The following is a 23,625-nucleotide window of genomic DNA, read 5'->3' as shown; positions in this document are numbered from 1 at the left end:
GTTGCGGAATAGCTATGCATTCATGACCGGCTCAGATGGGCAGTCCAGATGTCCGGCTCAATGCGACGGACCCCGACAGACCAGGCAGGCCCGACGGCCCCGACACTCCTGACGGACAGGCAAAGCCCGCTGTCCAACCCGGCAACCCGGCAGCCCGGCACCGGCCGGCACGACGGACGACGCTCCGATCGTCACAGAGCCATGAGCCGCCTGGCCAGTTTGGCGAATTCGCCGGCGACCGGCGTGGCGGCGAGCGCACCCTGCGGCGTCAATACGGCCGGGCGGCCGGACTCCCCCACTTCGCGCACCTCGGGCACCAGCGGCAGCGTGGCGAGCAGGGGCACATCGTAGCCGAGCGCAGCGGTGAGCTGGGCGCTCACGCGTTCGCCGCCGCCGCTCCCGAAGATCTCCAACCGTTCGCCCTTGTGCTCGTAGTAGCTCATGTTCTCCACCACACCACGCACCTTCATGGGCACCTGCAGGGCCACCAGTCCGCTTCGCACGGCCACGTCCGAGGCGGACGGCTGCGGCGTGGTCACCACCACGAGTTCCGCGTTGGGCAGTGCCTGCGCCACGGAGATGGCCATGTCCCCGGTGCCGGGCGCGAGGTCGAGCAGCAGCACGTCCGGCTCGCCCCACCACACGTCGGAGAGGAACTGCTCGAGGGAGCGCTGCAGGCGCGGTCCGCGCCACAGGATGGCCCGGTCGGCGCCGGCGAACATGCCGATGGAGATGAGCTTGACGCCCCACGCGGTGACGGGCATGAGCATGCCGTTCAGGTTGGTGGGCTGGGTGGTCACGCCGAACAGCTTGGGCAGGGAGAAGCCGTAGATGTCCGCGTCGATGGCGGCGGTGTTGTAGCCGAGGGCCGCAAACGTGGCGGCGAGGTTCGCGGTGACGGACGACTTGCCCACGCCGCCCTTGCCGGAGGCGATGGCGAAGATGCGCGTCTTGGTGCCGGGCTTGTTGAACGGGTTCTGCCGGCGTTCGGCCTTGAGATCCGCCACGAGGGTATCGAGCTTGTCACGGCTCATGGTGCCGACCTCGATGTGCGGGACGAGCGTGGCGTCCGGGTAGGAGGCGATGGCGCCGTTGATCTGGTTGGTGATCGTTTCCGACAGCGGGCAGCCGGGGACCGTGAGCTCCACGTGCACGGTGACGTCGTAGCGGTGCTCGGTGCCATTATCGGTCGGAATGGCGTCGATGGCGGCGATCATGCCCAGATCGGTGACCGATCGGCCCAGCTCCGGGTCGATGACGCGGCTGAGCCGATCGTAGATCTGCGCTTCGATGTGTCCTGCGGGTCGGGTTTCTGTCATGCGTCCTCCTTTTTGCCGGGTACCAGCCTAGCGTGCGGTGGCGCGGCATGCCAGAGTCATGCCAGAGTCATGCCGGGGCGGTGTGGGTGACACCGGGCGACCGTCCGAACAGGGGACGGCCGCAGCCAGCCGCACCACGTGCCATCACCCGCCGTCGCCCACAGCCAGCCGCCGGTTGCATGCCACGCATACCGGCGTGAACCGCGCCGCGCCGCTACGCCTCCGCGGTCTCCTCCACGTGCTCCTCCCCCGGATTCTCCCCCGGGTTTTCCTCCTCCGGCGGTTCCCCTGTGGGCGAACCGGTCTCCAGCAGCAGCGCGAATTGGGATTCGTTCAGCATGGGGATGCCGAGCTCCTCCGCCTTGGCGGCCTTGGAACCTGCGTTCGCGCCCACGACCACCCAGTCGGTCCTTTTACTCACCGACCCGGCCGCCTTGCCACCGCGCGCGATGATCGCCTCCTTGGCCGAATCGCGCGAATAGCCATCCAGCGAGCCGGTGACGACGACCGTCCTGCCGGCCAGCGTCTGCAGCAGCCCGCTGGATTCGGCGTGTCCGACGCCCACGCCGGCCCGCCGCCAGGCGTCAAGCACGTCGCCCCGCCAATCGCCGGGCGTGCGGGCCGCGGCGAACCAGTTCACCACGGATTCGGCGATCTCCGGCCCGATGCCGTCGATGGCGGACAGTTCCTCCGCACTGGCGTGTTCGATGGCGTCGAGCGAACCGAACGCGGTGGCGATGAGCCGCGCGGTGGGCGGGCCGAGCCTGCGGATGGACAGGGCGACGAGCACGCGCCACAGGTCGGCGTGGCGGGCCTTGTCCATTTCGTCGAACATCTTGCGCGTGTTCTCGCCCGGGCGCACGTAGACGGGCACTTCGACGGTGCCGTTTCGGGTGGTCTTGCGATCGACGCGTACCACTTCGGCGTCAGCGGGCACGTCGTAGCCAGGGTACGGGCCGGCCGGCGTCTCGCCGCTCCCGCCCGCATCCCCCGAGGCCTTCGTCTTCCTCGCGGCGGTGGGGGCCGTCCAGAAGGCGGGCACCTGATGCCACAGTCCGGAGCCGCCCACGTGCCGGCGCACCTTGCGCGGCCGGCCGTTGTCCCCAACGGTTTCGCGCACCTCCACGATCTGCGCCTCGCGCCACACGCGCACGTCCTTGAGGTCCTTGGCGTTCAGGGCGAACAGGCCCGCCTCGCTGGAGAGCGCGGGCGTCTGCACGGGCGGCAGTTCGAGGCCCGGCGCGGGCACGTAGGGTTCGGGCTCCTCGCCGGGTCCGACGACGATCTCGGTCACGTTCGGCGCGTAGGTGTCCGGGGAATCGGGCCGGTTCTCCTCCGGGTTGGTCAGGGCGATCGCGGACTGGTCGCCGAGGTGCTCGATGTCGAACGCCTTGCGCGAGGCGAGGTTGATGATGCGTTCGGCGAGCTGGGCGGGGCAGGATTCCACGTTGGGGCAGCGGATGTCCTTGTCGCCCTCCTTGGCGGGGGCGAGTTCGGCGCCGCAGGACGGGCAGTGCGTGGGCATGACGAACTCGCGCAGCGTGTCCTCGCGTCCGCGGCGGCGTTCGAGCACCGGGCCGACGAGTTCGGGGATCACGTCCCCGGCCTTGCGCACCACGACGGTGTCCCCGATGAGCACGCCCTTGCGCTTGACCTCGAAGGCGTTGTGCAGGGTGGTGCGCGCCACGGTCGAGCCGGCCACATACACGGGCTTGAGGACGGCGACCGGAGTAACGCGCCCGGTGCGGCCCACCTGCACGGTGATGTCCGTCAGCTCGGTGTTGACCTCCTCGGGCGGGTACTTGTAGGCGATGGCCCAGCGCGGCGCGCGCGACGTGGCGCCGAGCGTGCGTTGGAGCGCCAGATCGTCCACCTTGACGACGATGCCGTCGAGCGCATGCTCGATGTCCCCTCGGTGCTCGCCGTAGTAGTCGATCATGTCGAGGATCTCGCCGAACGAGGTGACGGACCGGTTGTGCGGGGAGACGGGAATGCCCCATTTGGCGTACAGCGCATAGGCCTCGGACTGTTCGTTCACTGTGTCGTGCGTGCCGGCGGGATGGTCGGCGCCCCAGTCGAGCCGGCCGATGCCGTGCGCGTAGAAGCTGAGCCGGCGGGTGGCGGTGATGCGCGGGTCCTTCTGCCTGAGGGACCCGGCGGCGGCGTTGCGCGGATTGGCGAACGGGGCGCGGCCGGCGTCCTCCTGCTGGTCGTTGAGGGTGCGGAAGTCGTCCCAGCGCATGAACACTTCGCCGCGGATCTCCACGAAGTCGGGGATGTCCCCCGGCTCGCCGCCGAGCGTGGCGGGGATGGAGCCGATGGTGCGCACGTTCATGGTGATGTCCTCGCCGGTCACGCCGTCGCCGCGGGTGAGGCCCTGTTCGAGCGTGCCGCCCCGGTAGATGAGGTTCAGGGCCAGACCGTCGATCTTGACCTCGCAACTCATGGGCAGGGGCTTGCCGTCGGGCCAGTCGAGGTCGCGCAGCACGGAGTCGTACCAGTCGCGCAGCTCCTCCACGGAGAACACGTCGTCCAGACTCATCATGCGGCTGGGGTGGCGCACGGAGGCGAACTCGTTGGAGAACGTGCCGCCCACGCGCTTGGTGGGCGACTGGGGGGTGTCGAGTGAGGGGAATTCGGCCTCGAGGCGCGTCAGGCAGCGCATGCGGGCGTCGTAGGCGGCGTCGGAGCTGACGGGAGCGTCGTCGATGTAGTAGGCGATCTGGTCGGATTCCACCCATGCGGCCACCTTGGCCCACAGGCGGGCTGCCTCCTCGCTGCCGAGCGCGGCCACGTCGAGCCGGTCGAGGCGCATGGCGTCCGCGTCGGTGGGCGCGAGGGCGGCGATCCAGCGCGCGCTGCCCGGCGCGTAGGCGGCCGCGCCCGTGTCCTCGACCGGGTCCACGCCCACTGCGGGACCCTCGCCCGCAGTGCCGCCCGTGACGCCGTCGAGGTCCCATGCGAGCTGTTCGTTCCCGCCGTCGTGCCGTTCTTCGCGATGTTCCTGTTGCATGGTTGCCATGGTAGCGGGGCGGCTGGCCGTTATGCCCCGGTCGTCATATCCCGGCCTGCTGCGACCCGGTTCGCACCTTACGCGTTGAGCGAGCGGAGGAACTGCGCCTGCACGGCGTCCACGCCTCGGTCGTCGCCGTCGTTCATGCGGGCGGCGGCAACGGACAGCGTGCGCGCGGGTACGAACATGCCCTGATCGACGGTCACGCGGGCGGCGTCGCGCACGATTCCGGCCACTTCGGTGTGTGGCCAGACCGGCAGTTCACGCTCGCGCAGCACGGCCTGCGCCTGCGGCACGTCTCGCGGCACGGGGATGCACTGCGAGTCGGCGCGGGCGAGCAGCTCCTGCAGTTCGCCGTTCAGTGAGCCGATCGACCCGGCGGAGATGTGGTCGCTCATGATGTACGCGGCGGCGGCCACGTCGAACTCGTCGCGCATCCACGCCGCATAGGCCAGACGGTAGTAGGCGTAGGCGGCGTCGTCCCGGTCGAGCGAGACGCGCAGCGCGTTGAGGCATGCGGCGCGCGCGGAATCCCAGTCCTCGCTGCGCGCCAGCTGCACGCCGAGCCGCATGTGGGACAGCGGGTAGGCGGGCGCGTACGCCACCATGCGGTTGAGGTGCGGCAACGCGGCCTTGGCACCCTTGAGCTGCGCCAGCACGTCCGCTATCTCCATGTGCGCGTAGAACAGGTTGTCCGGAATGAGCACCGTCGTCTCGCCCGGGGTGGCGAACAGGCGGTTGTAGACCACGCGCTCGGCGTACGAGTTGAAGTACCGCGGCACGCCCTGCGCGGCGAACGTGTCGTCCATGCGCTTCAGGGCCGCCTCGATGGTCTCGATGGCCTGATCGGTCTGCCCGGAGAACAGCTGGTCGCGGGCCCTGAGCCGCTCGCGGTCCAGTCCCTGCGCCAGATCGAACCGGAGCTCGGGCGTGTCCCGGCCGTCGATGAGCGCACTGGTGACCTGCGGCGCCAGCTCCACGAGCTCCGGGTCGGCCATGCGATTGACGATCGCCATCGCATGCTGCGCCTTGGCCACCGAGGGTTCGCCCTCGTCCGCGGCGATCCGGTGGAAGTCGGCCACGGCACGCTGCAGCAGGTCCTCGCGCTGGATGGCCAGACCCGTGGTGTCCTCGCAGCCGAGGATGCGCCGGGGTGCCGGGTCGAGGCTCCGCGTGGACAGTTCCGGTTCCTCCTGGGAGCCGCGCGGGGCGAACCGGGCGTCGCCGAGGTCGAAGTCGGCGGTCACGGGGCTCAGCCCGCCCTGCGGGTCCACGTCCATCACGGCGCGGAACGCACGGTAGAAGTCGAGCGGATGGGCCAGCCCCTCGCTGCGGTAGCGTTCGAGGAAGCGATCGCGGTCGAACGTGACGTTGACGAGGTTGCGCACCGAGGGGTTGCGGCGCAGCACGGCCATCGGGTCGTCATCGTCGGCATCGACATCATCATCGCCGTCTTCGTCGGCGTCGGCCTGCATGAGCCCGTCCATGGCGTCCGGTTCGCCGTCCCGACCGGAACCGGCCACGGAACCGTCGCCCATGTTGCCGTCCATGTTGCCGCCGGGAGCCGGGGCGAACAATGTCTCGTCCAGATCGGCGCCCTGCATGAGGCTGCGGAACTCGGCGTTGACCTGATCGTCGCTGGGTCTTGCGCCGGAGCCGTTGCCCGCGGTCCCGTCCCCGTCCGACGGACCGGAGGCCGCGGTCCCGCCGGACGCTTCCGCCTCTTCCGGCTGCGCATTCGAAGCGGCGTTCGCATCCGCGGCCGGGTCGACGGTCGCGTCCTTGGACGGATCGGCCGCCGGTGCCGGGGCGCTCTCCTCCCCGGAGACGAGCGTGTGCGACGGGTCGCCGTGCACGTCGCCGTCCTTGGGGCCGGCCTTGGGACCGGGCACGCCGAGCGAGCCGGCGCGCATGCGTTCGAACGTGGCGAGCGCCTGACGCATCATGTCGCTGATGGCGGAGTCCTGCTCGGCCACGGCCTCCTCCAGACCGATCGAGTCGATGCGCAGGCAGACTTCGCGGATGCCTTCGTCCGCACCGAAGGCGAGCGCGGCCATGATCAGTCCGACGCGCAGGTTGTAGGCGGCGCTCATGTGGGCGCGTGCTGCGTCCGAAAGGTCAACCCAGCGGTGATGCGTCTCGTCATAGCGGCTGGAGGGCATCATGGCGGTGCCGGCGGTGGTGAAGGCGAGCGCTGCGGTGCCGGCGGCCAGGTCGGAGCGGAATTCCACGTCGAACCGGTAGGGCAGGCGCAGGCGGCGGACGAGCGAGCCGAGGGTCTGGCGGTACACCCATTCGGACGGTTCGGATGCCCCGGACGGTCCGGCGTTCGCGGCGTCGGCCCCGGTTCCTCCGGCGTCCGTATGCCGGCACGGGTCGGGGTGTTCGGCGCGGATGCCGTCGGCCGTGCGCCGGGCGATGTCCACCATGCGCCATGCGGCCGCGGTGCCGTCGGCGTGCACCGGGTCGAAGTCGGGCGCGTAGCCGTCGGTGCCGAGGGCGATGAGCGCGGGGTTGGCGAGCATGGCTTGGTCGATCTGCGCGGCTTCGGCGCGGGTGACGGTGTCCTCGGTGGGGAATGCGCCGATGGATGCGTTGCGTTCCAGCCAGCTGCTCACCGCGGCGAAGCGGTTGAGGTTGCCTTCGATTTTCAGCGAGCGCAGGGCTGCGGGGAAGGCGAGCGAGGAATCCCACCCGAAGAAGTAGCCGCCCGAATAGCTGGACGTGTACAGGTGGAGCGGTTCGGCGCCGTGGACCGGTTCGAGCCCGGAGACGTCGCCCAGGGCGCCGGCCTCGCGCATCAGGTCGGCGAACTGGTCCTCGAGCCCGGAGGCGCGCATGCCCTTGGCCCTCGCCTCGAGCGTGTCCCGGATGGAGCGGCGGATCGCGCCGATCGGGGCCTCGCGGTTGAGACGGCGAAAGATGTTGCCCGACCCGAAGCCGACGAGCAGCCCGTGGATCTGGGGCAGCATGTACGTGGCGAAGAACGCGATGGCGATGGCATCGCGGTATTCGAGGTCGTAGCGCAGGTCGTCCGGCAGCTTGGGGCGCAGCTGTTCGAGCGTGTAGCGGTCGCCCACCTTGAGCCAGGAGGCGAGCCAGTTGAGGTTGCCGGCGTCGTCGCGTCCGGCCACGCCGCCGGTCAGCGCCTCCACGGTCTCGGCGCCCCGGTCGTCCTTGCCGAACCGGCGGCCGTAGGGCAGGCGCACCTTGCCTTCCTTGCCGAACAGGAAGCGCGGGGTCATGTCGTGCACGTCCGCCTTGGGGTCGGTGGTGACGAAGACACGGCCCTGGTCGTCCGCGAAGGCGATCTGCGCGTAGTTAGCATCGTGCCGCCCGCAGAACACGCCGAGCGAGAAGCCCCGGCCGCGCATCTGCGGCAGCTGCGCCCAGCCGAGCTTGAGTCCGGCGGGCACGCCGTCAAGCCCGTGGTCGAACACGCGGCGCTTGACCAGCGGGCCGAGCGGACGGGAATGCCGCGTCAGTTCGGTGACCATGTCGGGACTGCCGCCGGACCGGCGCTGCTCCTCGACGGATCGGAGCGCCTCGGCGAAGGTGTCGGTGCCGCGGCCCGTCTGTCCCCTGAGCCGGTCGATGATCCGCCGCAATCCGGCGTGCTTCTTATACTGGGGCTTTTGAGACATGCTACGTATTGTCCCAACGCTGGCCGACATGAAGCCCTGAGAAAAACGACACCGGAGGAAGCCCCGCATGACACGCCTGTTCCATCGATGCACACGCCCGATCTGGATCGCGGTCCTCGTCATCGCACTGGCGGAGCTGTTCGTCTTCAACCTGCCGCACTGGCGTTCGCTCGCCTCCGCCGCGCCCGCCGCAGACGCCGCGCAGGCCACGGTCGGGTCCGGTCTTGCGGTGCGCGGTACCGGGGCCTACGAGATCACCGACCCCACGCAGGCCTATCTTGAGATCGACCGGGTGGACGCGCCGGTGGGCTACGTGCACGTGGACGCCGAAGGCTCATGGGACGAGATGCTCCAGCAGGCCCGCCAGACCACGCAGGACAACCGGCCGAAGGACTCGTGGGGACTGGCCCTGCTCGACGACACGTACGACAACGCCAACGAGACGCTGTCCATGACGAACGTGCGCCTCGACGTGAAGCTCGACGGGCAGTGGCAAGCGAACCGGGCCGATCTCTACAACGCGAACATCGAGGAATCGAACTACCTGCGCAACCGCATCCCCGGCAATGTCCAGGCGGTGCGCCTGTGGTTCCAGGAGGCCGCCGGCAGCAAGATCCGCTTCACGTCCATGACGGTCAACGCCCGCGTGCCGCTCGCCGTCAACCCCATCCGGCTGCTTGCCATGGCGTGCGTGGCCGCCTTCCTGATCGTCTTCCGCCCCTCGAGCGCACTGTGGCGCATCCCGCTCGACACGCACTCGCGCGCCCAGCGCTGGGCCATGGCCGCGCTGCTCACGCCCGCCGCGATCGCGGCCCTGTCCATCACCGTCGGCAACGTGTGGTTCTTCTCCCCCGGCGTCTACCACCACCCGGGCCAGTTCACGTACGACTTCGACCAGTACGCGCATCTGGCCGATTCGATCCTCAAGGGCCAGCCGTGGCTCGACCTGCCAGTGCCGCAGGAGCTGGCCGAGGCCGCCAACCCGCTGGACATCGCCACCCGCAACGAGCTCGTGCGCGCCGGCGTGCACCCCGTGTACTGGGACTACGTGTTCTTCGAGGGCCATTGGTACTCGTACTTCGGGGCGATCCCCGCGGTTCTGCTCTATCTGCCGTATCAGGCGGTCACCGGCGGCATGCTGCCCACGGCCACCGCGCTGGCGTGGATGATGTTCGGCGCGCTCGTCTTCGGCGCGCTGCTCGTGGTGCGCATCGTGCGCCGCTACTTCCCCGGCACGTCGCTTGCCGCGGTGGGGCTGGCGATCCTCGTGTTCGTCGGCGGCGCGAACGTGCCGTACCTGTGCTACCGCAGCAACTTCTACGCGGTGCCGATGACCTCCTCCCTGCTGCTCACCACGCTCGGCCTGTGGCTGTGGCTCGGCGCCAAGCGCCCCGATGGGAGGCTCTCGTGGCTGCGCGTCGGCTTCGGCGCGCTGTGCATCGCGGCGAACCTGGGGTGCCGCACAATGTACGTGTTCGCGGCCCTGCTCGCCTTCCCCATCTTCTGGCAGGACATCAAGGCGATCCTCACGGGCGTGAGGAACCGGACGATGGGCGCGGCCGAGATCGTCAAGCCGCTGGCCGCCATGGCCGTCCCGGCGATCGCGGTCGCCCTGCCGCTGCTGTGGTACAACCGCTGGCGGTTCGGCTCGTTCCTGGACTTCGGCAACGACTACCAGATGACCGTCATCGACCTGACGCACTACAAGGCGCCGCTGGCGGACCTACCGCTCACGCTGTTCTACTTCCTGGCGCTGCCGCCGCGGTTCATCGACGTGTTCCCGTTCCTGGCGATCAGTCCCTCGCCCTACGTGAACTGGCAGTACATGGAACCGTCGATCGGAGGCCTGTTCTTCGCCATACCGGTGCTGCTGCTCGCCTTCGCATTCCCGTTCCTGCGCCGCAGGCTGCATGCGCGCCACCTGTGGGGGTTCGGCTGGACGGCGCTCGGATGCGCGGCCGCGGTGATGCTGTTCGACGCGCAGAAGGCCGGGTTCGGCTGGCGGTACATGACCGATTTCAGCTGGCTCGTCACACTGGCGGCGCTGTTCGCCATGCTCGCGTTCATGGACTTCACCCCCTCGCGAGACGCTGCGGATGGCATCGAACGTTCGACAGCGCTGTCGGTGCCGCTGGGGCAGCGCCGCATGACGCGCATCGCCATGGCCCTGGTGCTCGTCTCCGCCGTGGTGACGTTCTTCTCCATCTTCGTGGTGGGCCGTCAGGACTCCATGTACCGACTCGTGCCCGACCTGTGGACGTCGTTCGCATCCTGGTTCAAGGCGCTGTAACCGTCCGGACCGCGCGGGTTCACCGGACTGTGCCATACTGGAGGCATGCTGTTCGATTTTCTGCGCAAGCGCGAATCATTCCAGGACCATCCGGACACGGCCTCGTTCGAGCTCGGCAACGTCGGCTACACGTATGAGGACGGCGGCGTGGGCCTGCTGCGCACCACGCTGTCCATCCCCGAATCGGACCGTCGCGTGGCGGTGATCGGCCTCAACGGCTCGGGCAAGACCACGCTGCTCAAGCTGCTCGACGGTGCGCTGGTGCCGTCCGAGGGCGTGCGGGTGACGGTCGGCGGGCAGACGCTGAACACCGCGTCCAAGCACGATCTCAAACGCATCGAACAGCTCGTGGGCCGTGTGCGCCGCGAGGAGATCCCCAACGCGTTCTACCAGGCGAAGGACATCGCCGACGCGCTCACCCAGCCGTTGAAGAAGCGCAAGGTGGACGAGGGCGAGCGCAATGCGATCGTGGGCAACCTGCTGGCGCACTTCAAGCTGTCGGACAGCGCACGCCGGGCCGCATCCGAGATGGACGCGGAGAAGCGCCACCTGCTGGCCATCGCCGCGGCCCTGCTGTTCAACCCGGCCGCGATCGTGGCCGACGAGCCGACCAAGGGGCTGGACGAGGTCGGGTCCGCGCATGTGGCGGCGGCATTGTTCAGCTACAACAAGCAGGTGATCTTCGCCACGCACGACACCGATCTCATCCGCCGGCCGGAGTATGCGATCGGCCGCACGCTGGTACTGGACGAGCATCAGATCGTCTTCGACGGCACGCCGGACGACGCCGTCGCCTTCTACGAGGAGCTGATCCGACGCAAGGCCGAGGCCCTGCGAGCGGCGCGGTAGACGGGGAACCGAGCCTGCTGCCTCAGCACTCCAGCATGGCGGCCACGGTGGCGAGCACCGCGCGCACGTTGGCTTCGAACTCGTCCGGCTCGGGCAGGAGGGAGATCGCCAGATAGCCGTCGGACGTCATGTCGAAGAAGTAGCCGGGCTGGCCGGTCAGGTGGTGGTCGGCGATGAGGCGTAGCACGAGCTCGTTCTCGTCGATCACGCTCGGAAAGCGCAGCAGCACGTTCCAGCCGCCCTCGGCGCGCAGGACGGACACCACGCCGAGCGGGTCCGCCGCCAGCAGGGCGTGCAGCCGGGACAGATTGCCTCGAACGCGTTCGAGAACCCGTGCGGTCTGATCCCCCGCCACGCCGAGCAACGCGTCCATGCGACTAGCGATGATGTCGCTCATGGGCAGGTAGTCGTCGGCTATCACGTCAAGGCGACGCTTGGCCTCGGCCACGTCCTCGGCCGGTCCGGACACCTGAATCCAGCCGACCTTGGCGTTTGGCGCGGCCAGCATCTTGGAGAATCCGTCGAGCGCGAAGGTGAGGGCACCTGTCTCCCCCGCCAGTCTCGAACGGTTATCGAACGGTTCGAGGGCGTAGTCGAAGAACACCTCGTCGGCTATGAGCGCGATGCCGTGCTCGCGGCACAGGGCGACGATGCGTTCGCGCTCGTCGGGCTTGATGTACGAGCCGGAGGGGTTGTTGGGGTTGATGAGCACCAGCGCGCGGATGCGGTCGCCGTCGGAACCGTCCAGCAGCGATTCGATGCCCGCCACGTCGATCATCCACGAACCGTCGAAGAGCAGCTGATATTCGATCGCGTCCACGCATTCCAGTCCGGCGATCGACTCGATGAGCGGATAGCCCGGCTTGGGCGCCAGCACCGCGTCCCCGGCGTCGCACAGCAGTTTGATGAGCCACGAGTATGCCTCGGAGGTGGAGCTCAGCAGGTAGAGGTCGTCCGGGTCGATCGGTCCTGCCGTCGTTCCGGACGTTGCGCCGGTCCCGTCCGCTTCCCGCGCATGCAGGGCGGTCAGGTGACGGGCCAGCGACTCGCGTGCCTTGCGCGGGCCGCGCGGTTCGGCCGTATATGTCCACGGCACCTCGGCGGAACTCAGTCCATGCCGGGTGGGGTTGGAATCGTTGAGCTTGCCCAGCGCCACGCCGCGTTCCCTGACGGCGAGTTCGGCGACGGCGATCGGATTGAGGGCGCGCGGGCCCACACGGTTGGAGAAATGCACGGTCATGGCATCCACTCTAGCTCGCCGCGCATCCATGGACCGGCCGCATAACAACAAAGCCCGCCCGGCCGGCGGACGAACGGGCCGGACGGGCGGGCGAAAAGTCACGGGACGCGGCAGGCGTCCGTCACTTCTTGATGCTGGCGTAATAGGCGGCGCCCACGATGCCCGCGGAGTTGTGCAGCTTGGCGGCCACGATCGGGGTCTTGATGTCCACGTACGGCAGGAACTTCTCGCTCACGCGGCTCACGCCGCCGCCCACCACGAACAGGTCGGGGTTGAAGTAGTGCTCCACAAGCCCGTAGTACTTGGTCAGGCGCTTGGCCCACCGCTTGTAGCCCAGGCTCTCCTGCTCGCGGATCGAGGCCGCGGCGTACTTTTCCGCGTCGCCCTTGCCCTTGGGAAGCTCCAGATGGCCGAGCTCGGAGTTGGGGATGAGCACGCCGTCGTAGATGAGCGCCGTGCCGATGCCGGTGCCCAGCGTGGTGGCGATCACGAGGCCGTCCTGGCCCTTTGCAGCGCCGAACTGGACTTCGGCGAGTCCTGCGGCATCCGCATCGTTGACCACGGTGACGGGGCGTCCGCACGCCTCGGAGAAGCACTGCTGCACGTCCACGCCGATCCACGACTGGTCGAGGTTGGCCATGAAGTCCAGCGGTTTGCCGGGCTTGATCGGGGCGGGGAAGGCGATTCCCACCGGGGCGTCGGCCGGCACTTCGAAGTGGTCAAGCAGCTGCTTGACGATCGCGCCGACCGCATCCGGCGTGGAATGTTCGGGGGTGAGGATCTTGAGCCTCGGCTCGGCAAGGTCTCCCTGCTCCAGATCGACGGGGGCTCCCTTGATGCCCGAACCACCGATGTCGACGCCAAACGCCTGAGCTGTTGCAATCATCTTCGATCTCCTTTGCGTGAGAAGGGCTAGCGAACCGGTACGAGGCGATTCTACCGCGCGTTCTCGGCCGCTTCCACAGCGCGACACACGTCCGGTTCCGCCGCCAGCAGTTCGGCGTTGGACGCGGGCGGTGCGGCCAGTGCCTCGCGCAGTCCCTCCATGCCGCTGCGACGCAGCAGGGCCCGGTCTTTCGAGCGCACGAACGTGAGCGTCCAGCGCCGTACGGTCTTGAGCAGAAACTCCATATACTCGCGGGCGGTGAAGTCGCCGCGGCATGCGCGCATCATCCAGATCTTGTTGCGCACCTCGAAGCGGAACCGACGGCCCGGGTCGGCATCGGACGAGCCGAACACCTTCGTCTTGTGCACCACTTCGCTGGCAGGCACGTAGTAGCCGATGCCGCGTCTGAGCAGCCTCGTGGTGAACTCGAAATCGTCGTTCCACAGGAAGAACGCCGTGCACGGCAGCGCGCCGAGCTCCAGCATGGCCCGTGCGTTCACCAGACAGGACACGAACGACATGGACCTCGCCTGGAACGCACGTTCGGTCCCCTCGTGTGCGGCGGGCAACTCTCGTTCGCCGCGGAACAGCCACATTCGCGGGCGCGGACGGCTCATGGGATGCTCGCGCCCGTCCTTCCACAGCGTTCTGGAGCCGAGCACCGTGGGCAGCGTGCCGTTCGCCTCCCGGCACGCCTGCGCGGCCTTGAGCAGCTCGTTCAGGGCGGTCGGCGTGGGGATCGTGTCGTCGTCCATCACCCATAGGAAGTCCGGGGTCACCGCCGCGTCCAACGCCAGTGCCATGCCGGCGCAGAAACCGCCCGCTCCCCCGTAGTTGCGGCTCAGTTCCACCACATCCGCACCGATCGGATGCGTTCTGGCCACCTCGGGCGCCTCGTCCGTGCTCGCATTGTCGACCACGATCACGCGGTCCGCCGGTCTGGTCTGCCCCGCAAGCCCGTCGAGGCATTCGCGCAGCAGCTGCGGACGGTTGTACGAGACGACTACGGCGGTAACGGTTGCTCTGTTCACGAGCGTCATTATAGCGGGCCGGGCAACGGCTTTCCCACGCGGTCCGACCGTTGTCCCGCCCGACGCCGGACCGCCGCCCGGTCAGCCATTGCGTCCCCTTACCGATCCGCTCCGACACGTTCCGTCGCGCGTCGAGCCACAGATGTCCATGGGATGCCGGGGACATTGTGCCCACGCCGTCACCCCACGGCGGTGACATTGTCCCCAACGATTCGCATGACCTTCTGCCGAACCAGAGGCCCGGCGCGCCTGCGGCGGACGGACGGGGCGAACGGGTGGACCGTTCAGGTGATGGGCGCCTGTGGGTAGGATGGTCGGCATGCAGGATTTTTCGGTGCTGCTGCCGGTGTACGGTGGCGATTCGTTGACGTTCTTCCGGCGCGCGGTGGAGTCGAACACCGTCGAGCAGACGGTCAGGCCGGCGCAGCTGGTGGTGGCGCGGGACGGCGAGGTTCCGTCAGACATCGAGGAGTATCTGGACCGACTGCCGTCCGAGCTGGGACGCGAAGGCATCCGGGCGACGGTGGTGCGTCTGCCCCGCCCGTCCGGTCTCGCGGCGGCGCTCAACGCGGGGTTGAAGGCGTGCGACCATGAGTTCGTGGCCCGTGCGGATGCGGACGACATCGCCCTGCCGAGCCGCTACGCCGTGGAGATTCCGGCATTGGAGGCCGGCGCCGATCTGGTCGGTTCGGCCATCCAGGAGTTCACGGAGAGCGGCGGCACGCTCGAACGCGGGCAGGTGCGCACGCTGCCGGCCGGCGGAGAGGCGCTGGACCGTTACGCGCGCATGCAGTCGCCGCTGCACCATCCCAGCGTGGCGTTCCGCCGGTCCGTGGTGCTGGCGGCGGGCGGGTACCCGGAACGGGCCGGCCGATTCGAGGACTACCTGCTCTGGGCGAGGCTCATCATGCGCGGCGCGACGCTGCACAACGTGCCGGACGTGCTGGTGCTGTACCGCGTGGACGCCGGCGCCTACTCCCGCCGCGGAGGGATGGCAATGTTCCGCGGCGAGATCGGCCTGCAGCGCCAATTCTTGCGCATGGGATTCGTCACGCCAGTTCAGTTCGCGCGCAACGTCGCCGTGCGGGCGCTGTACCGGCTCGTCCCCACCGGGCTGCGGCAGGTGGCCTACCGTGCGGCCGTCGCCTTGCGCGGCGAGAATGCGCGCAAAGGTGCCGGGCACGGCGGGCGGGACGGACAAGGCGGACAGTGACCGTGCGCAACCGGCGTATGCGGCCGGTGTCCGGCGTCAACTCCGCAGGCGCGGGACGCCGGACGCGCCGGTGCCGTTCAGCGCTTGATGAACATGGCGCCATCGCCCCAGCCCCAGTCGCCGGCGCCGGCGCCGATCTGGAAGTGCAGCTTGGCGATGCCCAGATCGATCGGGGAGGCCGGACTCTTCAGCTCCGGGTCGATGGAAGCGATGGCGGTGCCGGTCTCCGGATCCCAGGAGAACAGCACGGGCTGGCGGTTCATGGCGCTCGGCGCCTTCGCCGCGGCCTCGACGCCGGCCCTGAACCAGTCGGGGGCCTGATCGCGGGTCTGCGCGTCCATGGTGCGGGTGAGATCCTCGAACGACTTGGATGGCCTGTGCGTGCGCTGGTTTTCGGACAGCTCGTCGAACGACTTGGACGTGTAGGTCAGGTGATGCTCCGGGTGGCCGATCACCACGCCGAGGTACAGCTCCTGGCTCGGCGTGACGCGGCAGTGCTTCGCCGCTTCGACACGGTCCCAACTGCCGCCCACCCAGCAGGTGCCGAGCCCGTACAGCGTGGCGGCCAGCACCACGCGCTCGGCGTAGAAGCCGGCCTTCTCCTTGGCCTCGTCGTCGCCCTTCGGGCCGACGAGCGCCAGATAGTTGGCCGCGTTCGTGTAATGGCCGGACGCATTGGCCTCCTCGAACACCTTGGGCTGGTCGCGCACCAGCTGGATGTTGAGCCCGGAGAGCATGTTGACCGCGTCGAGCGTCATGCTCAGCTGGCGGGCCTGGTCGTCGGCGATCTCGTCGGGGTCGTAGGCGCGCACGGCGGTGCGGATATCGATGGCATCAATGAGTTGCGTATGTTCCATGGTTCCCATTATCCCGCCGCCGGGGCGCGGGCGTGCCGCCGTTCGCCCGGTGCGAGCGGGATTGTGAGCAAGATCATGCGCCGGCGGGTCCCGCGATTCGCGTCCGGACGGCCGCGGTCGTCCGGACATGGTGTATAGTGACGCTTGCAAGTTTCAGGGAAGGTGCAATTCCTTACTGGCGGTAACGGCGCATCCGGCATGCATAACGGATGGTCCGCCGAAGCCCGCGACCCGCGAAGGCGGCTGATCCGGTGGGATTCCGGGGCCAACGGTTACAGTCCGGATGGAAGAAACGGGGTGCTCTCATGAGCGTGTCTTCGCCTACCACCGATCATTCCACCGGCGTCTCGGATTCCGGACGCTGGTCCACCAAGCGCATCGCGGTCTACGCGCTGTTCGTCGCGCTGACCATCGTGCTCAGCTTCATCGAATTCCCGATCCTGCCGGGCGTGCAGTGGCTCAAGTACGATCCGTCCGGCATCGTGGCCCTCGTGGCCGGCTTCGCGTACGGTCCGGCCGCCGCGGCCATCGTCTCCGTGCTCGGCTTCGTGCCGCACGTGTTCACCGACCCGTGGGGCGCGGCCATGGCCATCCTCGTCTCGCTGGCGCTGAGCCTGCCGGCCGCGTTCGTCTACAAGCGCAACCGCACGCGCAAGGGTGCCGTCATCGGCATCGTCGCCGGTGCCGTGGTGGCCATCGCGGCGGCGATCGTGGGCAACCTCATCGTCTCGCCGTTCTACTTCAACATGCCGGTCTCCGCCGTGGTGCCGATGATCGTGCCGATCCTCCTGCCGTTCAACATCATCAAGATGGCGATCCACGGCGTGGTCACGTTCCTCATCTACAAGCCGATCTCCAACCTGCTGGACAAGCGCGCATAGCATCCCGTGACCGTTCGTGGGGCATGGTCTTTGCCGGGCATCCGTTTGCACCGGCGGGGCCGTGCCCCACGCGCGTATCATCTCCCGATGTTCCCATCTTCTGCGTCCCGAAGGGAAAACACTTGACATCCCCCGACATGACACCCCTCGATTCCGCGCCGGCCATCCGCCTGCACGGCGTCCGCTTCCGCTACCACGACGTTGCCTCATGGGCGCTGGACGGCGTTGACCTGACCGTCCGCCGAGGCGAATACGTGTGCGTGGTGGGCGCGAACGGCTCCGGCAAGTCGACGCTGGCGCTCATCATGGCGGGTCTGACCGCCCCGGACGACGGAACGGTGGATCTGCTCGGGCACCGCGTGTTCGACGGCCCCTCCCACGCCGGTGCCGGTGCGGACAGCTACGCCGACGGGAGTGACGCCGACAGTAGCGGTTCCGGCGCGCATCCGGACGAATACCGGGCCGTGCGGCATCGCATCGGCATGGTGTTCCAGAATCCGGAGGATCAGATCGTCACCACGGTATTGGCGGACGACGTGGCGTTCGGCGCGGAGAACCTCGGCATGGAGCGCGGGAACATTGTCCGGCACGTGGACGCGGCTCTGGATGCCGTGGACATGGCCGGCCACGCGCAGGACGATCCCACGCGCATGTCCGGCGGGCAGCAGCAGCGTTCCGCGATCGCCGGCATGCTCGCCATGGATCCCGAACTGCTCATCCTCGACGAGCCGACCGCCATGCTAGACACGGCCGCCCGGGCGGACATCCTGCGCATTCTGGACACACTGCATGCGCGGGGCACCACGATCGTGCACATTACGCACAGCGCCGACGAGGCCCGCCGCGGCGAACGGATCGTGACCGTCTCCTCCGGCCGCGTGACCGACGATCGGTCGGTTGTTCGCTCGGCCGACGGGCCGGACGGGCAACCGACATGCCGCGTGTCGGCCGATCAACCGTCCAGCCGACCTGCCGACGACCGATCGGACCATCCGGTCGACCGGCTGGCTGATCAACCATCCAATCGGTTGGGCGACCGACGTGCCGTCCAACCGTCCGACGAAACGCCGGGCGGCGCCCCCGCCATCGAGGTCCGCCACGTCTCCTTCGCCTACTCCCCCGACGTTCCGGTGCTCGCCGACCTCGATCTGACCGTGGCGCAGGGCGAGACGGTGGCACTCATCGGGCGCAACGGCACGGGTAAATCCACGCTGGCCCGCATGATCTGCGCGCTCGGCAAACCGCAGTCGGGCAGCATCACGGTCAACGGCATCGACGTGGCGCGCGCGGGCAAACGGGAGCGGCGTGAGCTTCGCCGGCATGTGGGCTATGTGATGCAGCATCCCGAGCGTCAGTTGTTCGCGGACACGGTCCGTGAGGACGTGGCCTACGGTCCGCGCAATCAGGGGCTGCCCGCCGCCGAGGTGGAGTCCCGCGTGGATGCCGCGCTCGATCTGCTGGGCATCGCGCATCTGGCGGATCGCTCCCCGTTCGACCTGTCGGGCGGCCAGCAGCGTTTGGCGGCCATTGCGGGTGTGATCGCCTGCCGGCCGGACATTCTGGTGATGGACGAGCCGACCGCCAGTCTGGATGCGGCGGCGTCGGCGCGCATCCGCGAGCTCATCCGCACGCTGCACGCCCGGGGCGTGACGATCGTGCTCATCACGCATGCCCGCGAGGAGCTGTCGCTGGCCGACCGGGTGGTCGACCTGTCGCATCGACGGCCCGCATCGCACACGCGTGGCGGCGCCACAGCCGGTTCGAGCTCCACGTCCGCCGTCCCGCCTGCCGGTGACGGTCGCGGTATCGGCCAACGGTCCTTCGACGCGGTGTCCCGCATGGATCCGCGCGTCAAGATGGCATTGACGCTAGTGCTCATGTTCTCCGCGTTCACCATCCGTTCCGGCTGGCAGCTGGTTGCGGGAGCCGTGCTGGTGGGCGCGGCGATCGCGGCGGCGCGCATCAATCCGCTACGTCTGCTGGGCGCGGTGCACCCGTTTCTGGCCCTGTTCGCGGTGACCGGCGCGGTGAACGTGTTCTTCGTACATTCAGGTACGCCGGTGTGGAGCTTCGGTTCGGTGACCGTTACGGACGACGGCCTGTGGACGATGGTGATCTACGTGCTGCGTTTCGCGCTGGTGATCCTGCTGGGCGCGGTGTTCCTGACGCGCACCACGCCCACGCAGATGACCGACGCCTTCGAGTCGCTGCTTTCGCCGCTCTCCCGGCTCGGCGTGCACACGCACGAACTGTCGCTGGTCATGTCGCTGGCCCTGCGGTTCATTCCCACGCTGACCGGCGAGGCAAAGGCGATCGCGGACGCCCAGGCGGCGCGCGGCGGCAGCATCGAGACCGGCTCGCCGCTGCAACGGGCCAAAGCGATGAGCGCGATCGTGGTGCCGGTGTTCGCCGGCACGCTGCGGCACGCGGACAACCTGTCCCGCGCATTGGACGCCCGCTGCTACGAGGGCGGCTCCGGGCGTACGCACTACCGGGCGATGGCGGTGGCCGGCCGAGACGTGGCCGCCATGCTGGCCGCCGCCGTGTATCTGGCCGCGCTCGTGGTGCTCGCACGGTGACGGCACGGCACGGCGACGGACGATCGCCGTGCCGTGCGAAACCGTTGCGATGAAACGGCCGAGACTCGATATTCGCCTTCGTCTACTCGGTCAGCTCTTTCCTTCGCAACCTCCTCACGCTGACGGCCCACAGCACGGACACAAGCAGCAGCACCGCGAGCAGCATCAGAGGCTCCACGCCCGGTATGGTGATGAACTTCGCCATGGGGTTGGCGAACGTGAACGGTTGCCGACCGATCACACGATCCAGCACGATCCCGATCGCAACGGCAACCGGAATGGCTGCGATCAGCATGCGGATCATGTCCGGTCGGGCGCGGATGATCCAGCCGGCCAGCAGTCCGCTCACCGTGCCGGCCAGTGCCGCGGTCAATGCCACCGCCGCGAGATACTGTCCGACGGTCCAGTCGAACCAGATGAGGGGCGGATTGTAGGAGATCAGGGAGATGCCCAGACACGTGTGCAGGGCATTCGCCGTCCATGCCGCCCACAGCCCCGCAATCGCCAGCGACAGTGCCGCGGAGGAAACGCCCACAGCTATGACCTGCGCCGCCAATGCGTTCCGCCCGGTTTTCGACGCCCATTGCAGCTGACGGATGCGCAGCTGCCGGTCCCGTGTGAGCACGGGTGCGATGAGGATGATCACGCTCACGCCAATCGCGGCGAACACTATGGGCGCGCTGTCCGTGATCGTCGACTCGACGTTGAGATCCAGCATGGTGCGGGAACCGTAGGTGGCCGCAATCCGTTCGACGCGTCGTTCGGCCAACGGCGGCAGCGGATTGCGCGGTACGTCGCCGAATCCCAGATAGGATGAGGCCCGACTACGGATCTGCGATGCGAAATCCTCGGGGTTGTCGCCGGTGGACTCCAGCAGCGCGGATATGCGACTGACCGCTTGGACCGACGGTAGGCCGGTCAGAGCGTCGAGCAGCGCTACATCGTCGTCGCTCGGCGTGTGCGGAAACTGTGCGTTCCATCGTTCGAAACCCGCCATATCCGTAATGCCCTTTGCCTTGGCGGCGGGCACGGCGGTTATCTGCGCATCGGCCTTCGGCACCAACTCCCGGTATTGCCGTTCGAGTTCCGGTCTTGCAGCCTCGACCGTCGTGCCGTACATGGTGCTTTCTGCGATCGGATCATCGTCTCTGGCCGACGCGCCTCCATGCACAAGCAACGGCGAGGAACCGATCATGAACAGCGCCGCGAACGCGCACACCAGCGCAATGCCGGCTAACGGCAGCGGCCGCCAGATCTTGCGCAGCTCCATGAGTATCAGGCCCAGCGGCATGACTTGTCTCCTTCCTCTGGAATCAGGCTCCGGATGTGCCGTCCGGCTTGCCGCAGGGCACACCAGCCGGTGACGGCAAGCAGCTCAATCGTTCGGCAGTTCGCAGCGCCGAATCCGCCGGGCGCTGACCGCCCACAGTACGGCGGCGAGCGCGAGCATGGCCGCCAGCGCCATCGCCTCCGCGCCGGGGATGGGAATCCTTCCGCCGAGCGGGTTGCTGAAGTGGTACAGGTACGGTCCGATCACGAAATTGATGAGACATGCCACGGCGGCGGCGATGGGAACGGTGATGAGCAGCATGCGGATGCCGTTGGGCTGCGCCTTGACGATCCACGCCGTAATCAGGCTGCATGCGGCTGCGGCCAGCATGGCGGTCAGCGTGTAGGCGACGAGCCATTGCAGGATGGTACCGTCGAACCATGGGGTATCCCGGTACATCACCGAGTCGATGCCGTAGCCGAGGATCGGGCGCATCTGCACGCCGAGCCAAACGTTCCACAGCGTTCCGACGGCCAATCCGATCAGTGCCGCCGAGATGCCGATGGCCAGTACCTGCGTTGACCGGATGCCCCGGCCTGTTCGGGATGCCCATTGCACGGCCGTCACGCGGAGCTGTCGGTCGCGCGTCAGGGGGAAGGCGGTGAGGATCATGGCGCAGAGCGTGGCCGTGGTGAGCATCCACTTGCCGCTGTCCTGGATGGTAAGGACCACGTTGTATTGGAGTATGCTGCGCTGGTTGTAGCGGCTCACGATGCTATCGATGCGGGCCGTCGCCGTTGCGGGCAGCGTACCGCACGGGTAGCCGTCGGCGTTGCGGAAGTCGTAGCAGGCCTGGCCCAGCAGCATGGATCGCAGCGCATCCGGACTGGCGCCCGCCTGGCTTTGGATGAGTTCGAGGCCATTGATTCTGCGGTAGGATGCCAGCCCGTAGACGTAGTTTGTGACCGTCGGGTCGTTGTTGCCTTCCGAGTACATACGGTCCGCCCATGCTTCATAGGCGGCGTAGTCGGTAATGCCCAGCTCTGTGGCCCTGGGGCTGGCGGCCATGTCGGCCGCGAACGCCGCCTTGGCCCTGTCCAGTTCGGATTGGACGGCCTGCTGCGCCTGCGCGTCGTAGACCGGCCCGAATTCGGCGCTTTCCGCCACCGTATCCTCGCCTCCGTTGTGGAGGTAGGTGAAGTTGACGATGAAGAACGATCCGACGATGAGCACGGCCAGCGTGCCCAGCAGCGGCAGCGGCCGCCAGATCTTGCCCATCTCGGCACGGAAGACGCGCCACGTCGTGCGCCAGTTCGTGGTCCGGGTCATGTCAGGTCCTTTCTCGAGTATGCCTTGCGCGCCGCAATGAGGGCTGCGGCGAAGTATGCCGCGCTGATCAGGGTCACGGCGGTTTCCTGCCACGGGATCACGGCGTGCATGCCCATGTCGGAGAACCATGCGTTCGCGTTGGCGAGCGCGTACATCGGTTGGAGTCCGAGCAGCTGATAGGCCAGCGCGTCGGAGACGAACATCATGGCGATGAGCCCAGCGGCGGCGAAGCCCATCACCCCGCCGAACGCGGCGAGCACGTTGCCCAGGGCCATGCCGAGCGCGCCGGCGAACAAGGTGAAGGCGAGCGTGAACAACGCGCCCAGGGCGAGCATGGCGAGCAGGTAGCCGCGCATGGTGAAGTCGGTCCAGGTGACGAACGGCTGCAGGCCGGCGTCCGTGGCCATGCCGAACATGCGGCTGGACACGTTGCCGTCCCATAGTCCGGGAATGCGGAAGGCCAGCATCGAAACGGTCAGGAATCCCAGTGCGAGGATGGCGTAGGCCGCGAGCGCGCATCCGATGCCGACGATGAGCTTGCGGGTCATGAGCCTGCGCCCGGCGCGGCTGGCGTTGGTCAGCGCGGTCATGCGGTGGAATCGTTCGCCGCAGACGGCGTAGAGCACGATGAGCGAGCCGATGACCATGCCTTCCAGAAGGAGCACCTGGATCAGGGTTGCGTTGGCCGAATGCATCAGCGTGGTGACCCGTCCGGCGAGCAGGTCGTTCGTCAGGCCGGCGGAGGCCAGATGTTCGGCCCGGGGTTGGATCCATTGCGCCTTGAGCTGCATCTGCAGGGCGAGGTGCGGGTGTCCCTGATCGTTGAGCTTTGCCGCGTATCGATCTCCGGCTGCGATGGGGTCCCATCCGGCGTATCCCGGTCCCAGCGCGGATTGGATGTAGTGCAGCAGTCCGTCGCGCTCGTCGGAGGCCGGCTCGGCTTCGAGTGCCGCAACGAACCGGTCGTCCACGGTAGTGCCGAGCCGCTGCGCCACCTGTGCCGTGTATGCGAGGTCGGAACGCCAGCCGCTCAGGCCTCCGGCGGAGCTGAGGATGGCCCATGAGTTGAGCGCCAGACAGAGTGCCAGCAACGCCCATAGCGCGGGGAACCGGACGATTTTGCGCAGTTCCCAGCGGTAGACGTCTGCTCTGGTGGCATCGCCCGACGCGGCGTCCTTCCGCAAGCGGGCGCGGGGCAGACGGGCAGCCTTTCCCTTGGCGCCC

Annotated in this window: 14 protein-coding genes, 1 pseudogene and 1 riboswitch; of the genes and pseudogenes, 5 read left to right on the top strand and 10 right to left on the bottom strand. The window is 68.2% G+C overall.

The window, feature by feature from the left end:
• Nucleotides 1-191: 191 nt before the first annotated feature.
• The 3 genes and pseudogenes from AC1AZA_RS00885 to AC1AZA_RS00875 form a co-directional block, all read right to left on the bottom strand.
• Nucleotides 192-1,319 carry an Mrp/NBP35 family ATP-binding protein gene (locus AC1AZA_RS00885; protein WP_476512866.1) on the bottom strand — a complete coding sequence of 376 codons (1,128 nt, stop codon included), beginning with the start codon at nucleotides 1,317-1,319 and terminating at the stop codon, nucleotides 192-194.
• Nucleotides 1,320-1,611: 292 nt separating this feature from the next.
• Nucleotides 1,612-4,332 (bottom strand): annotated as a pseudogene (gene ligA, locus AC1AZA_RS00880) (NAD-dependent DNA ligase LigA); the annotation flags it as partial.
• A gap of 77 nt (nucleotides 4,333-4,409) precedes the next feature.
• Complete coding sequence (locus AC1AZA_RS00875) at nucleotides 4,410-7,976, bottom strand: tetratricopeptide repeat protein (protein ID WP_476512865.1); 3,567 nt, start codon at nucleotides 7,974-7,976, stop codon at nucleotides 4,410-4,412.
• Between the two features lie 67 nt (nucleotides 7,977-8,043).
• On the opposite strand from AC1AZA_RS00875, the gene AC1AZA_RS00870 reads away from it, so the two are divergent.
• Both AC1AZA_RS00870 and AC1AZA_RS00865 read left to right on the top strand, forming a co-directional pair.
• Nucleotides 8,044-10,266, top strand: a complete 2,223-nt coding sequence (locus tag AC1AZA_RS00870) for a hypothetical protein (protein WP_476512864.1) — start codon at nucleotides 8,044-8,046, stop codon at nucleotides 10,264-10,266.
• A gap of 45 nt (nucleotides 10,267-10,311) precedes the next feature.
• Complete coding sequence (locus AC1AZA_RS00865) at nucleotides 10,312-11,115, top strand: ATP-binding cassette domain-containing protein (RefSeq protein WP_476512863.1); 804 nt, start codon at nucleotides 10,312-10,314, stop codon at nucleotides 11,113-11,115.
• A 22-nt stretch (nucleotides 11,116-11,137) separates the two neighbouring features.
• On the opposite strand, the gene AC1AZA_RS00860 is transcribed toward AC1AZA_RS00865, so the two are convergent.
• From AC1AZA_RS00860 to AC1AZA_RS00850, 3 genes are all read right to left on the bottom strand, one after another.
• A complete protein-coding gene (locus AC1AZA_RS00860) occupies nucleotides 11,138-12,355 on the bottom strand; it encodes a pyridoxal phosphate-dependent aminotransferase (RefSeq protein ID WP_476512862.1) in 1,218 nt (405 codons plus the stop codon).
• 121 nt (nucleotides 12,356-12,476) lie between these two features.
• On the bottom strand, nucleotides 12,477-13,241 hold the full coding sequence (gene ppgK / locus AC1AZA_RS00855; protein ID WP_476512861.1) for a polyphosphate--glucose phosphotransferase: 765 nt from the start codon (nucleotides 13,239-13,241) through the stop codon (nucleotides 12,477-12,479).
• 50 nt (nucleotides 13,242-13,291) lie between these two features.
• Entirely contained in the window at nucleotides 13,292-14,272 is a 981-nt protein-coding gene (locus AC1AZA_RS00850; RefSeq protein WP_476512860.1) for a glycosyltransferase, read from the bottom strand.
• A gap of 319 nt (nucleotides 14,273-14,591) precedes the next feature.
• On the opposite strand from AC1AZA_RS00850, the gene AC1AZA_RS00845 reads away from it, so the two are divergent.
• Nucleotides 14,592-15,485: a glycosyltransferase gene (locus AC1AZA_RS00845; RefSeq protein ID WP_476512859.1), complete on the top strand. Its 894-nt coding sequence runs from the start codon at nucleotides 14,592-14,594 to the stop codon at nucleotides 15,483-15,485.
• Between the two features lie 77 nt (nucleotides 15,486-15,562).
• Here AC1AZA_RS00845 and AC1AZA_RS00840 read toward each other — a convergent pair whose 3' ends face one another.
• Nucleotides 15,563-16,342, bottom strand: coding sequence for a nitroreductase family protein (locus AC1AZA_RS00840; RefSeq protein ID WP_476512858.1), 780 nt, complete (start codon nucleotides 16,340-16,342; stop codon nucleotides 15,563-15,565).
• A gap of 145 nt (nucleotides 16,343-16,487) precedes the next feature.
• A riboswitch (FMN riboswitch) is annotated at nucleotides 16,488-16,641 on the top strand.
• A gap of 6 nt (nucleotides 16,642-16,647) precedes the next feature.
• Here AC1AZA_RS00840 and AC1AZA_RS00835 point away from each other — a divergent pair.
• Nucleotides 16,648-17,223, top strand: a complete 576-nt coding sequence (locus tag AC1AZA_RS00835) for an ECF transporter S component (RefSeq protein ID WP_476512857.1) — start codon at nucleotides 16,648-16,650, stop codon at nucleotides 17,221-17,223.
• 137 nt (nucleotides 17,224-17,360) lie between these two features.
• Nucleotides 17,361-19,802, top strand: coding sequence for an energy-coupling factor transporter ATPase (locus AC1AZA_RS00830; protein ID WP_476512856.1), 2,442 nt, complete (start codon nucleotides 17,361-17,363; stop codon nucleotides 19,800-19,802).
• A gap of 82 nt (nucleotides 19,803-19,884) precedes the next feature.
• Here the strand turns inward: AC1AZA_RS00830 and AC1AZA_RS00825 are convergent, their stop codons facing one another.
• The 3 genes from AC1AZA_RS00825 to AC1AZA_RS00815 form a co-directional block, all read right to left on the bottom strand.
• On the bottom strand, nucleotides 19,885-21,093 hold the full coding sequence (locus AC1AZA_RS00825) for a hypothetical protein (RefSeq protein ID WP_476512855.1): 1,209 nt from the start codon (nucleotides 21,091-21,093) through the stop codon (nucleotides 19,885-19,887).
• A gap of 84 nt (nucleotides 21,094-21,177) precedes the next feature.
• Nucleotides 21,178-22,401 (bottom strand): hypothetical protein, encoded by a 1,224-nt coding sequence (locus AC1AZA_RS00820; protein WP_476512854.1) that lies wholly within the window; start codon nucleotides 22,399-22,401, stop codon nucleotides 21,178-21,180.
• Nucleotides 22,398-23,585 (bottom strand): hypothetical protein, encoded by a 1,188-nt coding sequence (locus AC1AZA_RS00815; protein ID WP_476512853.1) that lies wholly within the window; start codon nucleotides 23,583-23,585, stop codon nucleotides 22,398-22,400. Before AC1AZA_RS00815 ends, AC1AZA_RS00820 begins: the two co-directional genes overlap by 4 nt.
• Nucleotides 23,586-23,625 lie beyond the last annotated feature (40 nt).

Source organism: Bifidobacterium sp. LH_389, from assembly GCF_056357235.1.
This window is presented reverse-complemented; position numbering and strand designations above follow the sequence as displayed.

What these genes read in the sequence shown, in the direction of transcription:
- AC1AZA_RS00885 (WP_476512866.1), bottom strand. Translation starts at nt 1,319, where the DNA reads ATGACAGAAACCCGACCCGCAGGACACATCGAAGCGCAGATCTACGAT.
- AC1AZA_RS00865 (WP_476512863.1), top strand. Translation starts at nt 10,312, where the DNA reads ATGCTGTTCGATTTTCTGCGCAAGCGCGAATCATTCCAGGACCATCCG.
- AC1AZA_RS00845 (WP_476512859.1), top strand. Translation starts at nt 14,592, where the DNA reads ATGCAGGATTTTTCGGTGCTGCTGCCGGTGTACGGTGGCGATTCGTTG.
- AC1AZA_RS00860 (WP_476512862.1), bottom strand. Translation starts at nt 12,355, where the DNA reads ATGACCGTGCATTTCTCCAACCGTGTGGGCCCGCGCGCCCTCAATCCG.
- AC1AZA_RS00875 (WP_476512865.1), bottom strand. Translation starts at nt 7,976, where the DNA reads ATGTCTCAAAAGCCCCAGTATAAGAAGCACGCCGGATTGCGGCGGATC.
- AC1AZA_RS00825 (WP_476512855.1), bottom strand. Translation starts at nt 21,093, where the DNA reads ATGCCGCTGGGCCTGATACTCATGGAGCTGCGCAAGATCTGGCGGCCG.
- AC1AZA_RS00840 (WP_476512858.1), bottom strand. Translation starts at nt 16,342, where the DNA reads ATGGAACATACGCAACTCATTGATGCCATCGATATCCGCACCGCCGTG.
- AC1AZA_RS00870 (WP_476512864.1), top strand. Translation starts at nt 8,044, where the DNA reads ATGACACGCCTGTTCCATCGATGCACACGCCCGATCTGGATCGCGGTC.
- ppgK (WP_476512861.1), bottom strand. Translation starts at nt 13,241, where the DNA reads ATGATTGCAACAGCTCAGGCGTTTGGCGTCGACATCGGTGGTTCGGGC.
- AC1AZA_RS00830 (WP_476512856.1), top strand. Translation starts at nt 17,361, where the DNA reads ATGACACCCCTCGATTCCGCGCCGGCCATCCGCCTGCACGGCGTCCGC.
- AC1AZA_RS00835 (WP_476512857.1), top strand. Translation starts at nt 16,648, where the DNA reads ATGAGCGTGTCTTCGCCTACCACCGATCATTCCACCGGCGTCTCGGAT.
- AC1AZA_RS00820 (WP_476512854.1), bottom strand. Translation starts at nt 22,401, where the DNA reads ATGACCCGGACCACGAACTGGCGCACGACGTGGCGCGTCTTCCGTGCC.